The sequence below is a fragment of the Chryseobacterium sp. genome (assembly GCF_022869225.1).
Lineage (GTDB): Bacteria > Bacteroidota > Bacteroidia > Flavobacteriales > Weeksellaceae > Chryseobacterium.
Genome location: NZ_JALIHL010000001.1, coordinates 222,616 through 236,073 on the forward strand (window position 1 = coordinate 222,616; position 13,458 = coordinate 236,073).

Sequence of the window (13,458 nt, forward strand, 5' to 3'; positions counted from 1 at the left end):
ATTATATAGTCTTTTAAATTTATTATCTTTGTGATTTCAAATCTACTATCTTAGTGATTAATCACAGCAGGATGATCCGGCAGGGCAATTTCGCACCAGTTGTGAAATGCTTTCAAAATTTACTATCTTAGTGATTAATCACAGCCACGTACAAGTGTATTTGTATCTCCGAAAAATTACAAATCATTTACAAGTAGAAGTAACTTTCCAAAATCATGGAGAGTTTCTTGTCGTTTCTATGATCCTAGGTATTTAGAAAAATATCCTGATGGATTCCAGTTCCGGAAACAATTTTCAAGTGATAACCTCCAGGAATTAAAGCAACTTGCTGCATTGCAAAAAGAGATTATGGAGGAGATGTTGGATATTAAAAATTATAATCCAATTGATGAGGACTATATGACCGAGAAGGTCAATAAACTACACCCTTATTTACCATTTATTGATGCTCTAAAAAGAGCTCACAAGAATCTTAAACCTAAATGGTCACATGGTTACAAGAAGGACGTTTTAAGACTAATTAATGACATTGATAAATCCAAGGCTGAAATGGGATTTATGAGATTATTAATTGGAGAGGTCGAAACATGGCATATAAAAACCATGCTTGATCATTTAAATCTTACTGATAGTGTATACAATCATTCAAGAAGTCATTTACAATCATTGTTTAAAGAATTAAAGCAGTAGGGATATACAGGAAAAGAAAATCCTGTGAATGATGTTTCAAAGAGAGTAGAAGAAATAAAAATCCGTGAAGTATTAACTAAAGAAGACATGTTGATTGTCCATAAATACCTTCAGGACAAACATTATTCATTTTACCGGTATGGAGAAATTTTCTTTTATGCTGCAGGAAGGTCAACGGAGCTGATGAAAGTTCAAAAAAAGCATGTTGATTTACCAAATCAAGAGTATCAGGTATTGATTAAAAAGGCAAACAGTATACATGGGAAAAAAAAATAATTCTTAGAGCTGCAATTCAATTTTGGCGTGAAATATTATCTGAATGTCAAGATGATGAAGACTTCTTATTTTCTGAAGGTTTGGTTCCGGGAGAAAAACCAATCAGTCCAAAACAAATATCAAGACATTGGAAAAGGCACGTAAAGGATTCTGAAGAAATAAAAGATTCTGACGGAAATATTTTGAAGGTAACAGCTGATTTCTATACTCACAAACATTTATTCCTTGATATTCTTGATGAAATGAGTGATAATAAACTTAAAGAGGTAGAATCACCTGCACAAAGGATGGCAAATCACACAAAAGATGAAACCACTGGTATATATACAACAGGTAGAAGAAATAGAAAAAACAAAGATTTAAAAGAGATAATATTAAACTAATACTTAAAAAGGTGCTTTTTTAATGAGCATACATTTGCTCAAATTCAAATTTCTTTTCGAGGCCTGCCCTGCCTTTAGAATCATTTTGAACTTTTGTGCCGGCTGGCATTCTATTTAGCAAATCATTCATTTCATTTTTCTGAGTTCCGTCTTTCAACTCAATAAACTCTTTCATTGTTATTTTTGGATAGCTGCTTAGTTTTGGAGTAAAATTAATATTTGGATCAACACTTAATTCCACTTTATCAGCTTTCCAGATATTAAAATTTTTATTTTCTTCTCTGATATCTAAGATTAAACCAGGGAGTCCATAAAATTTAAAAGGTCCGGCGGAATAAGGTAATTCTTTTGTAAAATAGGCCGTGACCTCTGAGCCTCTAAAGTTTGCAGTTGCCTTAATACAGTTATATCCGAGAATTTTTTTTGTTTTCGTCTCGTCAATTTTCCAAACCGGCTTAGCTACATTATCGTGGATAAAGTATTTTGTGTCTCTGTCAAGGCCAGTAAAGAAAAAATCTTTTGATTCTCCATTGTCTTGAAGCTTTGAAATAAAATAATTCTTACTTAATGACTTCCCATTTGGCTTTACCGCAGACATAGTACCATTGCTATTGAAGTTAACTATTGAATCCTGAATTGATATGACATCATTATCTTTTATGTATAGGTCTTCATATAAGGTCGCAATAGGAGACCTTACATGATAATATTTTACATGGACCTGCTGCGCAAGTCCATGCAAAAAAAACATTACAAAAAATATCGTAAAATAATTTTTTTTAAAAGTCATATAAATTTAGTTTGTTGAAAGGCTAAATCCAGCTTTTACAAGATTCCACTTTACCATAGCCTGAAAAGCCTGACAAGATGAAAGCGTAGGAGCGTCGGTAACGTACCATTGAGAACCAGTTACATTTCCTTCACTGTCATAAAATGTAACATTCACGCCACAAAGATCAAAAGCTTTCTTGATTTCTGTCTTCTCAGTTTTAATTGAGGAAATTTTAAAATCTGCGGATTTCGCGCTTACAAGGCCAGCAACTCCAAAAGCTGCTAATAAAATTAGTTTTTTCATAAATGTTTAATTTTTAAATTAATAATATAATTGTGATTGCAATCTATTTACAATTATATAAATTAATTTTTAATCACACTTACGGGAATTGGTATTTACTAAAACTTTATTATTACATAGAATAAATGCCAAATGAAATAGTGTTTTAGCTTTATAAAATTCTTTTATTTTATTCAAACGCTTTTCAACGGTGCTTAAACTATTGTTGTGAATGCTTTCAAAATTTACTATCTTAGTGATTAATCACAGCAGAGTTAGCAGACGGATATTTAACGGTATAAGTTGTGAAATGCTTTCAAAATTTACTATCTTAGTGATTAATCACAGCCCCGCCCGGTTTTTTATTTCAAACAATTAAATGTTGTGAAATGCTTTCAAAATTTACTATCTTAGTGATTAATCACAGCCCTCCTATCTTAATTCCATTCCAGAATCTTGTTGTGAAATGCTTTCAAAATTTACTATCTTAGTGATTAATCACAGCTCTTCGGGGATCATCAAAGTTGATGACGTAGTTGTGAAATGCTTTCAAAATTTACTATCTTAGTGATTAATCACAGCAAGCAAGGTTGGAACAACAGGAAGCTACAAGTTGTGAAATGCTTTCAAAATTTACTATCTTAGTGATTAATCACAGCTCAAACAGCAATGGCAAGGTATGATGGCTGGTTGTGAAATGCTTTCAAAATTTACTATCTTAGTGATTAATCACAGCATTTCAAGCCTTTTCAGATTCTCCTGCTAAGTTGTGAAATGCTTTCAAAATTTACTATCTTAGTGATTAATCACAGCATTTCAAGCCTTTTCGAAGATTCTCCTGCTAAGTTGTGAAATGCTTTCAAAATTTACTATCTTAGTGATTAATCACAGCTATTACACTAAGTTGGATGAATGGAAAGATGTTGTGAAATGCTTTCAAAATTTACTATCTTAGTGATTAATCACAGCCAAACAAGGTTCCCAAATCAGCAAATGCTTGTTGTGAAATGCTTTCAAAATTTACTATCTTAGTGATTAATCACAGCTTTTGAAAGAAAATATCATTATAAGTGTGTTGTGAAATGCTTTCAAAATTTACTATCTTAGTGATTAATCACAGCAAAAGTAACGATAATCAGTATTAGTGGGAAGTTGTGAAATGCTTTCAAAATTTACTATCTTAGTGATTAATCACAGCGCAACTACATGAATCTACACATCCACATGAGTTGTGAAATGCTTTCAAAATTTACTATCTTAGTGATTAATCACAGCTGTTAATCAACTTCGATGAACACAAGAGAGGTTGTGAAATGCTTTCAAAATTTACTATCTTAGTGATTAATCACAGCCACCTTTCTGCATTCGCTGCACGGTATCGTGTTGTGAAATGCTTTCAAAATTTACTATCTTAGTGATTAATCACAGCTTAGGCGTTGTATCGTTGGCAATAGCAATGTTGTGAAATGCTTTCAAAATTTACTATCTTAGTGATTAATCACAGCTAAATCAATTACTTTGATTTTATTATGTGGGTTGTGAAATGCTTTCAAAATTTACTATCTTAGTGATTAATCACAGCGGTTGATAATTTTACCATCTTTTCCTGTCATGTTGTGAAATGCTTTCAAAATTTACTATCTTAGTGATTAATCACAGCTATCCACTTTTGTGATAATCTTGTGGTTTCAGTTGTGAAATGCTTTCAAAATTTACTATCTTAGTGATTAATCACAGCTCAACTTCCACATACAATTACTGTGGTTGTGAAATGCTTTCAAAATTTACTATCTTAGTGATTAATCACAGCTCCTTTAGATATATGCGCCGATTAGATTCTAAGTTGTGAAATGCTTTCAAAATTTACTATCTTAGTGATTAATCACAGCGCAAATTAAAGAATTGATTGCGCTTTTATAAGTTGTGAAATGCTTTCAAAATTTACTATCTTAGTGATTAATCACAGCGACCCTTTAGCGTTTGCCTATGAACAGGTGCTTAGTTGTGAAATGCTTTCAAAATTTACTATCTTAGTGATTAATCACAGCAGCAAAAATTACTGGTTATCATTGTCTGGTTGTGAAATGCTTTCAAAATTTACTATCTTAGTGATTAATCACAGCTGACATGATAGAGAAATTAACCATGAAGCGTTGTGAAATGCTTTCAAAATTTACTATCTTAGTGATTAATCACAGCGATCAAGTACTGATAGTGGGCAAATGTTGTGAAATGCTTTCAAAATTTACTATCTTAGTGATTAATCACAGCTGAGTTGTGAAATGCTTTCAAAATTTACTACTTGTTGACTTAAAGAAGAGCAGAGTTGTGAAATGCTTTCAAAATTTACTATCTTAGTGATTAATCACAGCCATTACTCCCGTCACTTTGTGATAAATGCTTGTTGTGAAATGCTTTCAAAATTTACTATCTTAGTGATTAATCACAGCCTCAAAATTTAATCCACTGAAATTCAGTGGATTTGTTATTGTATCAGGATTCAAAAATTAGAATAATTCGAGTTGTTGGAATGTAGGTGGCGGTTCTTCTTTATTTCTGGCAAAGAATATTTCAATATCTCCAAACTGCTTATCCGTAATGCACATAATAGCTACCTTTCCTGCTTTTGGCAGCATACATTTAACCCGTTTGATATGTACCTCTGCATTTTCGCGGCTTGGACAGTGGCGGACATACATTGAAAATTGAAACAGCGTAAAACCATCATCAATCAAACCTTTGCGGAAACGACTGGCATCCCTCATGTTTGCTTTTGTTTCTGTCGGAAGATCGTATAATACTAAGACCCACATAATTCTGTAAGCGTTAAACCTTTCGGAATTCATATCAGTTCAGGATAGGATATCAGTCGTTTTTCTCCTGTATAGCATTTATATAGCGAAGTTGCAGTTGTTTTTACTGCGACCAACAAAGGCCTTCTTTTATCATCTATCCTCACATCTTTCGTTGCAATCTGCAAAATATGAGCTTTATATTCTTTTGTCAATTCGTCTGTCTGTGGATTTCTCTTCAGCCAGTCCATTACCAGCATGTCGATGAATGGACGGTAAGGCTCCATCAGGTCATCCGCCAGACAGTAGGGATTATATTTATTTTTATGAAAAATTCCCAGTACAGGAAGTAAACCTGTTTCCACAATGGATCTTGCGACAATACTTCTTAGAACCGAATATCCAAAGTTAAAAAACTGATTGGGAGCATCTCCGAACCTTTCTCTTAGAAAATCAAGACTGATTAAATATTTCCAGTAATGCTGGGCTGCAATACCTTCCATGTTGGTAATATCACCACTTTTTACATTGCTCTTATACTCCAGCATAGGTTCAAAATAGTTTCCCAAACGCATGAGCAGATTTTTCTGATTCTCAATTTTGCATTCCACCGTCTGCTTCCAAAGCTGCTTTTTTAAAGGCTCACTTGCCTCCAGCTGATCCTTTACACGGTCAGAATGTTCTGTATGACCATAAATCGGAAGCATCATTCCGTGGGGTAAATGTTGTGCATCGCAGCTGATCACTACTACATTGTTGCCCATCATTTTCTGGATCAGCTGATGAGAAATCGTAATCTGAAAATGATCCAGCATGAGCAATCCCAGATCTTCGACAGGAACACTTCCTTTCTCTGCTTTCGTTTCAGGACAAAGAATTTTCATCTGCTCATCTTTAAGCTTAAGATAAGCAGGGTTACCAATGTAAATAGAACGGGTGATCATAGCAGCAAGTTAATATTCACCAATCTGAACAATTTTTCCTAAATGATTCAATCTTACTTTTACAATATTCCTTAATCCTTCAAGGCTTTTTAGTTGTATATAAGTTGTATTTCGAAGTTCTTTCCGTTCTTCTACTGTAGTTTCCAAATGATGCCTGAACACAAAATCCCTGACAAAAGAATTTCCATATCCCACTTTAGAAATCTTCTGAACTCTGAATAAATGACGTGAAATCTCCTCTAAATTCTTTTCATCTAATAAATCAATTTCATTAGGATTAAAACTTTCATCCGGAAAAACAAACATTTCATTCTGCTTCAGAGTCATTAAAAACTGATATCCATGTTCCAAATTATAATTTTTATCCACTACAGGTAAGCCTTGATTTACTCTTACAACAGCTTCATAAAATGTAATCATTTTGTCATCCAGATTCCCATTTTTATCCAGATAAATTGCCAGATGATGATTGTTTCCGGTGCTCACAAAATCAACAGGAATCTTCTTTTCTTTTTCATCCAGAATTTCCTTGCCTAGATGATCTTTTTTAAAGTGCAGAGATTCGGCATTACTCACTCCTGTAATTGTTACTGTTTTTATAGAAATTCCTTTTTCCTCATTTAGCCAGATTGGATCCTTATCCAAATTCGAAAATGCTTCCTTTGCATTTCCTTTGAACCTGTCAAGACGATCTTTTAAAATTTTTCTAACTCCAAGATCTGTCACTTTCTCCAGATTCTTATAATCTTTAAAATTATCTGATGTCACTGCTTTTCTAATAGTGTATCCTGTTTCATACCAGGAAAGACTTACTTTTTCAGGAAGAATTTCAGTTTTTGAATCATTCAGATAAACAGGATTCTTACTGACTGTATTCTTGCCGGAAAAAGCTTTTTTAGGATCATTTTCATTATCCTGAAGTCTTTTCAATAAAGCATTTCTATACAAAGGGTTGACGACCATCATTATCGTCTGATAATCAAATTTAGCAGATATTTTTTCATCCCTGGTTTTCAAAAATTTTCGGCTCCCATAAATCGTTTCCTTATGTAGCTGTCCCTTTGGGGTAAGTTCCGTTTTTTTCTGAAAACCTCCTTTTTTCTTTGTCTTATTGATATTGGAAGTAACTACCTTATTTTTGGTTTTATGTGAAACCAAAATTTCTTTCAAATGTTGCTTTGCTTCCTGCCGGAATTTATCTATTGGAGATTTAAATCGTCTGACTTTAGAACCATTCTTTTTCTCAATAATTTCCGTAATCAGATTTTCAATGGCATACGTATTTTTATGCTCTTTATGCTTCTCGTCTTTTCTTGCGTTGAGATAATTCAAATACTGAATATGATTTCTCGTAGTATAGGCAACTGTTAAGGCATCCATCGCATGATGGCGGTGGTCATTACGTTTTGTCCATCCTGATATAATCTCTTTTTCTTCCTCTTTTGAGTTTTTAATAAATTCGGTCAGCCCCAGCGTTCTATATTTATTTAGGTTAAGCTCTTTCATTGTGTTGACAAGATCCCAATCTTCTCTAAGTTTATCCGTGATATTTCCTGAAGTAGAAACTATAGAATTGGTTATTCCAAAAGAATTTCTTTAGCTTTTCTTGCTATATATTGAGTATCTCTCAGATCTCGTTCTATAAAACCATCGCCTATTTCTGTCCCTTTTTTCTTAAGCTTTTCATGTTTAGCTTTGGAGATACCCCCTTTATCCAATAATTCTTGAATAATATTTAGGAAATGCTCTTCTCTTTCTTTTCCTTTATTAGACATAAAATCGTAAGCGGTCAAGTTTCCTTTATCCAGATTAGCCTGCCTAGGAACTAAAACTTTATTAGAAAAACTGTCATCAAAAAATCTTGACTGTGGAATAATATGGTCTATATCATATTTGTCTGTGAAAAGATTTTCTTTTTCAATCCTGGTATTTGTGTACAGATCCTTAAAACCGTTCGCGGCAAGCTCCATATAAAGTTTATAACGGATAATATCATTTCGGGATGGATTTACAACTCCAAATTCCTGTCTTAGAATAACTGCATATTTTTGATGAAGAAGGGTAGCTTCGTTTATACTTCTGGTCATTTCTTCCCTTTCTTGAGCATTTTTTTTCAGTTCTCTGGCAAGTTCTATTCTAATTTCATCAGGTCTTCCATATTCTGAAATCCCTGCATTCACAAGGTTGATCATCTGGTTAAGAATTTTTTCGACAACAGGGTTTCTCAAGGAATTTTTAGGCAGAATTTCTAATTTATCCTTCAATATCCGGTTTTCCAATTCTTCCATGGTCAAAGAATGTTTAGAATGATTATATCCGGCAAGAGCACAGGCATCACTGTATTTGTTTTCTTTACTATAAGGATAAATTCTTCTCATCGCTTTAGTACTGAGGCTACCGTATTCCTGTGGAAAAGTAATCGTCGATACAATCTTGGAATGCTCTTTCTTAAAGCCAAACTTTTTCTCCAACAGATCATAAAGCTTTTCATTACCCGAAGGTGAATCATCTCCTTCGTAAGAATACAAAAGATGCCATAGCTGATAAGAAGTCTGGTTTTCAAAATCTTTTCCCTCAAGCTCTGCATCAAAATTAAGAATAGACGTCTCAATATGATTTGCATTAAAAACGGTCTTTATCATCTCCTTAATTTCTAACGCCGAAACCTTCAGTTCAGACAATTTAGCTTCATCCTTATCTTCTTTTATTTTCAGCAATTCAAAAATATTATAGCCCTCAAGCTCGAGAATCTTCAGAAAAACCTCATATAATTTCTCATTGGTTCTATTTCCTTCGATAACTTTAAAGTTAATTTTAGTCTCTTTTGATTTAAAGCCTAAAAGCTCGAGACATTTCTGCGATGTAAGATTTCCTTTACAGTTCAATTCACTGAACAATAATTCTTTCTCTTCCAAATCCAAAAATCGATGTTCCTCATCATTTCTTATTTCTATATTATTAAGAATCTGCCAGATTTTAAATTCCTGAAATAAAGGGGATGATTTAGGCGCCACTTTTAATCCAACAGTCTTTCTTTTCTTTTTCCCGTTTTTTTCAATCTCGATTTCCCTGCTTTCAAATTCACAGAGACTTATCAATCCTTTTTGTGATTTCAATTTTCTTTGGTAGAAAATAATAGAATCACGAACTTCTTCTTTAAGCTCCTTGGTTAATTGAGGATAAAATTTCGCCTGTATTTCCCATATCTTTTCAAACTCATCCCAGTAGTCCTGTCGGTAAAATACCTGATTTTTTAAACGGGTATGTGGATTCCCGGAAAGTTCTGCATAAAGATACTCTCCTATCGTCTGTCCATTAAAGTATAACTTTTTACTTCTATCACTGAGGGCTCCAAGATATCCGCTTGAATTATTAAGATTATTATTGATCTCCGTAATCACATAAGCAACTTCCTTAATATCCAGTGGTTGAGAAACAGCTTCAGCCCTCCATTGATAAGCTTTAAGTCTTTTTTCTTCTTTCGTTCCTTTATTATCAGCTGTATAAATTTTATGGTGTTTTAAGAAAATAGCAGAAGTTGCCCTCTGTCCCTTCCCCTCAAGTTCTTTTTTAAACTCATCTGTTAAAATATCAGCATACAATTCTTTTTGCACTTCCCAAACCCGGTCAAACTCATTCTGAAGATCTGATCTGTAAAAATCAGGAATCTGTCTACTGCCTTTCTTCAGTAAATCATAAACATATTGTCCCGGGGTATAATTTTTTTCATATAGTTCCTTCGCTACTGACATTCCGTCAATTGCTTTTCCTTCGTCATCATTCTGAACTTTTCTGCTGCTTCTATATCCTCTTTTCTTGTTAATTAAAAAAAGAACTCTTGCCAGCTCATCAAGTTCGACTCTTTCTTGAGCTGCTTTTGCCCGCAGATATTGTGTTTGAAAAGTAGAATTTTTGCCAGTTTCGGCTAAAACCGCATCACTCCGTATAATCTTATTACGGATCAGTATTTCTGATAAATTTTTCCGTCTAAGCTTAAAACGCTGAAGATTTCTGCGCGTACTTCTTGCTAACGTTCTTGCTGCATTGGTCGTAATAGGTTTTCCTTTTTCAAAATTAGTTTGCTCATCTACCGTTAAAGGATTAACTCTTACTCCCAGTTTTATGATCCTGTTATTTTTAGGATTCTCCAAATCTTCCTCTACAAAAGCCCAACCTATAGAAGAAACACCCAAATCCAGCCCCAAAATTTTTTTCACCATAGTATTTGTCATTAGTATTTATAAATATAAGAAGAAATAAAGAATGTTATTTACGGTTTTCCGTATTGTATTTTATTATCAGTTTTTATATCTTTGACTTATAAATTTTGAAAGCATTTCACAATAAGGATTATTCCGTTGTGAAAACATTTAAGCCCCCTCGTCTTACAATACGGGGGATTTTTATTATCCACCCTTTTTTAATTCAGAATTTTAGGCAAAACATTCAGCCTTTTCTCATTCCAAAACCCTATTTTAGCTTTCCGAAAACAGAACAATGACGACCGTAGAATTTATACAGAAACAGCTCGATATTTCTGAAAAGAGCATTACCAATACCCTTCAACTTTTAGCAGAAGACTGCACGATCCCTTTTATTGCCCGTTACCGAAAAGATAAGACCGGAAACCTGGATGAAACCCAGATTGAACAGATCGCAAAGATTAGCAAACAGTTTGAAGAGATCAAAAAGAGAAAAGAAAGTATTTTAAAATCTATAGAGGAGCAGAATGCTTTAACGCCCGAACTTCACCAGAGAATAGAAGAAAGCTATGATCTCCAGGAACTGGAAGACCTATATCTGCCTTTTAAAAAGCGTAAGAAGACTAAAGCGGATGCTGCCAAAGAAAAAGGACTGGAACCTTTAGCCAAAATCATTATGAGTCAGAAAAATAATGATGTACACTTCCTTGCTTCCCACTATGTAAATAATGAAGTTTCCTCTGAAGAAGAAGCCCTTCAGGGTGCCAGAGATATTATGGCAGAATGGATCAATGAAAATATGTACGTGCGTAAAAACCTGCGAAGATTATTTCAGCGTAAGGCTGTTGTTACCTCCAAGGTGGTAAAGGCTAAAAAAGAAGAGGAAGATGCCCAGAAGTTCTCCCAGTATTTTGAATGGGAAGAAAACCTCAGCAGAACTCCTTCCCACAGGCTTTTAGCTATGTTGAGAGCGGAAGCGGAAGGCTTTGTGAAAACCAATGTGGGAATCGACAAAGAGGAAGCGATTGATTTCATTGAAAAAGCAATTATCAAGTCCGGCAATGAAAGTTCAGATCAGATTGCCCTGGCAATAAAAGACAGCTACAAAAGGCTTCTTGAGCCGGCTATTTCCAACGAAGCATTACAGGAAGCCAAAGAAAAAGCAGATAAAAAAGCGATTGAGATCTTCTCTGAAAACTTAAGCCAGCTGCTTTTGGCTCCGCCATTGGGTGAGAAAAGAATCTTAGCTATAGACCCAGGGTACCGAAGCGGCTGTAAAGTAGTCTGCCTGGATGAAAAAGGAGATCTTCTTCATAACGAAACCCTTTACCCTCATGCGCCACAGAATGAAAGCGGAATGGCGATGAAAAAAATCCGCTCCATGGTGAATGCCTACCATATTGAGGCGATCTCTATCGGAAACGGAACGGCAAGCCGTGAAACGGAATTTTTCATTAAAAAGATCGCTTTTGATAAGCCACTGCAGGTTTTTGTGGTTTCGGAAGCGGGAGCCTCGGTCTATTCAGCAAGTAAAATTGCAAGAGACGAATTCCCAAGCTATGATGTGACGGTGCGTGGTGCTGTTTCTATCGGAAGAAGGCTTTCTGACCCGTTAGCTGAACTGGTAAAAATAGATCCCAAATCTATTGGCGTAGGGCAATATCAGCATGATGTAGACCAGACCCAGCTGAAAAACGAACTGGACTCTACAGTGATGAAATGTGTGAACTCCGTGGGGATTAATCTCAATACCGCCAGTAAATCTCTCCTGAGCTATGTTTCGGGAATCGGTGAGAAAATGGCAGAAAATATTGTCAGCTACCGCACGGAGAACGGAGCCTTTGAAAACAGGAAACAGCTGAAGAAAGTGCCGAGACTGGGAGAAAAAGCTTTCCAGCAGGCTGCTGCTTTTGTGAGAATCTCAAATGCTGAAAATCCTTTGGATAATTCTGCCGTACACCCTGAAGCCTATGGAATTGTAGAAAAAATGGCTAAAGATCTGGGTATTAAAACCAATGAACTGATCGCCAATAAAGAAAAAATAGCATCGGTACAACCTGAAAATTATATTACAGAGGATATCGGAATCTTCGGGATTAAAGATATTTTAAAAGAACTTGAAAAACCGGGATTAGATCCGAGAAAGGTGGCTAAAGTGTTTGAATTTGATCCTAATGTGAAAAGCATTAAAGATTTAAAAGCAGGAATGATCCTTCCGGGAATTGTCAACAATATTACAGCTTTTGGATGTTTTGTAGACCTGGGTATTAAAGAAAGCGGACTGGTGCATATTTCCCAGCTGAAAGACGGATTTGTTTCCGATGTGAATGACGTGGTAAAACTCCACCAGCATGTCAGGGTAAAAGTAACGGAAGTGGATGAGGCAAGAAAAAGAGTGCAGCTGAGCATGATCCTCTAATTTTTTATGAGTAAGGATTAAAATATAAACAATAAAAATACTACGTTTTGAGTACGAAGAACTTAATTTTCGATCTTGACGGTACTTTATGGGACCCAAGAGCGACGATCATTAAAATATGGAATGAGGTTTTAAACAAACACCAGCTGATAAAAAAAGATCTGAAACCTGAAGATATGGATCCGTACATGGGATTACTGGCCAATGATATCGTTAAAGATATTGTTCCCGGAATTTCAGATCTGCAGGTTCAGGAAATCCTTTCTGAAATTGTAGCTCAGGAAAATGAGGTGCTGCGTATACAGGGCGGGATTTTGTATGAAGGTGTTGAAAACACATTGAAAAGCCTTACCAATACCCATCATCTTTTTATTGTAAGCAACTGTCAGGACGGATATATTGAGGCTTTTTTAGAATACTATCAGTTCAGCAATCTGTTTACGGATTTTGAATCTCACGGCAGAACCCGGAAACCAAAATCAGATAACATACAACTCCTTATGGAGAGAAATCAGGTATCCGTTAAAGACTCTGTATACATTGGCGATACCCAAACGGATTACGATGCCGCCGGTTCTAATGGGCTGCCCTTTATTTTCTGCAGATATGGCTTCGGAAAACTCACCGACCCATCCTATGAACCTTCTATTGTAAAATTTTCAGACCTGGGGACCGGTCTTTCCGGACTTATAAAATAA

At 35.0% G+C, this 13,458-nt stretch carries 9 protein-coding genes, 1 pseudogene and 1 CRISPR repeat array; of the genes and pseudogenes, 5 read left to right on the forward strand and 5 right to left on the reverse strand.

Annotated features, from left to right (window positions below):
- The first annotated feature begins 348 nt into the window (after positions 1-348).
- The 3 genes from MUW56_RS01115 to MUW56_RS01125 all read left to right on the forward strand — a co-directional run bounded on the left by MUW56_RS01115 (position 349) and on the right by MUW56_RS01125 (position 1,349).
- Entirely contained in the window at positions 349-690 is a 342-nt protein-coding gene (locus tag MUW56_RS01115) for a hypothetical protein (RefSeq protein ID WP_292011446.1), read from the forward strand.
- 24 nt (positions 691-714) lie between these two features.
- Positions 715-966, forward strand: a complete 252-nt coding sequence (locus MUW56_RS01120) for a hypothetical protein (protein ID WP_292011447.1) — start codon at positions 715-717, stop codon at positions 964-966.
- Between the two features lie 80 nt (positions 967-1,046).
- Complete coding sequence (locus MUW56_RS01125) at positions 1,047-1,349, forward strand: hypothetical protein (RefSeq protein WP_292011448.1); 303 nt, start codon at positions 1,047-1,049, stop codon at positions 1,347-1,349.
- Positions 1,350-1,368: 19 nt separating this feature from the next.
- Here the strand turns inward: MUW56_RS01125 and MUW56_RS01130 are convergent, their stop codons facing one another.
- The 5 genes and pseudogenes from MUW56_RS01130 to cas9 form a co-directional block, all read right to left on the reverse strand.
- Complete coding sequence (locus MUW56_RS01130) at positions 1,369-2,139, reverse strand: GLPGLI family protein (RefSeq protein ID WP_292011449.1); 771 nt, start codon at positions 2,137-2,139, stop codon at positions 1,369-1,371.
- A gap of 6 nt (positions 2,140-2,145) precedes the next feature.
- Complete coding sequence (locus tag MUW56_RS01135) at positions 2,146-2,424, reverse strand: hypothetical protein (RefSeq protein WP_292011450.1); 279 nt, start codon at positions 2,422-2,424, stop codon at positions 2,146-2,148.
- A gap of 281 nt (positions 2,425-2,705) precedes the next feature.
- Positions 2,706-4,853: direct repeats of the CRISPR family, unit length 47 nt; unit sequence GTTGTGAAATGCTTTCAAAATTTACTATCTTAGTGATTAATCACAGC.
- 57 nt (positions 4,854-4,910) lie between these two features.
- Positions 4,911-5,249 carry a CRISPR-associated endonuclease Cas2 gene (gene cas2 / locus MUW56_RS01140; RefSeq protein ID WP_292011451.1) on the reverse strand — a complete coding sequence of 113 codons (339 nt, stop codon included), beginning with the start codon at positions 5,247-5,249 and terminating at the stop codon, positions 4,911-4,913.
- Positions 5,246-6,139, reverse strand: coding sequence for a type II CRISPR-associated endonuclease Cas1 (gene cas1 / locus MUW56_RS01145; protein ID WP_292011452.1), 894 nt, complete (start codon positions 6,137-6,139; stop codon positions 5,246-5,248). Before cas1 ends, cas2 begins: the two co-directional genes overlap by 4 nt.
- A 9-nt stretch (positions 6,140-6,148) precedes the next feature.
- Positions 6,149-10,356 (reverse strand): annotated as a pseudogene (gene cas9, locus MUW56_RS01150) (type II CRISPR RNA-guided endonuclease Cas9).
- 280 nt (positions 10,357-10,636) lie between these two features.
- Here cas9 and MUW56_RS01155 point away from each other — a divergent pair.
- Together MUW56_RS01155 and MUW56_RS01160 are read left to right on the forward strand one after the other, a co-directional pair.
- Positions 10,637-12,760 (forward strand): Tex family protein, encoded by a 2,124-nt coding sequence (locus tag MUW56_RS01155; protein ID WP_292011453.1) that lies wholly within the window; start codon positions 10,637-10,639, stop codon positions 12,758-12,760.
- A gap of 47 nt (positions 12,761-12,807) precedes the next feature.
- Positions 12,808-13,458: an HAD family hydrolase gene (locus tag MUW56_RS01160; protein ID WP_292011454.1), complete on the forward strand. Its 651-nt coding sequence runs from the start codon at positions 12,808-12,810 to the stop codon at positions 13,456-13,458.

Bases quoted from the DNA above. Each gene is read 5' to 3' on its own strand.
- MUW56_RS01155 (WP_292011453.1), top strand. From the start codon at position 10,637: ATGACGACCGTAGAATTTATACAGAAACAGCTCGATATTTCTGAAAAG.
- cas1 (WP_292011452.1), bottom strand. From the start codon at position 6,139: ATGATCACCCGTTCTATTTACATTGGTAACCCTGCTTATCTTAAGCTT.
- MUW56_RS01115 (WP_292011446.1), top strand. From the start codon at position 349: ATGGAGGAGATGTTGGATATTAAAAATTATAATCCAATTGATGAGGAC.
- MUW56_RS01135 (WP_292011450.1), bottom strand. From the start codon at position 2,424: ATGAAAAAACTAATTTTATTAGCAGCTTTTGGAGTTGCTGGCCTTGTA.
- MUW56_RS01130 (WP_292011449.1), bottom strand. From the start codon at position 2,139: ATGACTTTTAAAAAAAATTATTTTACGATATTTTTTGTAATGTTTTTT.
- cas2 (WP_292011451.1), bottom strand. From the start codon at position 5,249: ATGAATTCCGAAAGGTTTAACGCTTACAGAATTATGTGGGTCTTAGTA.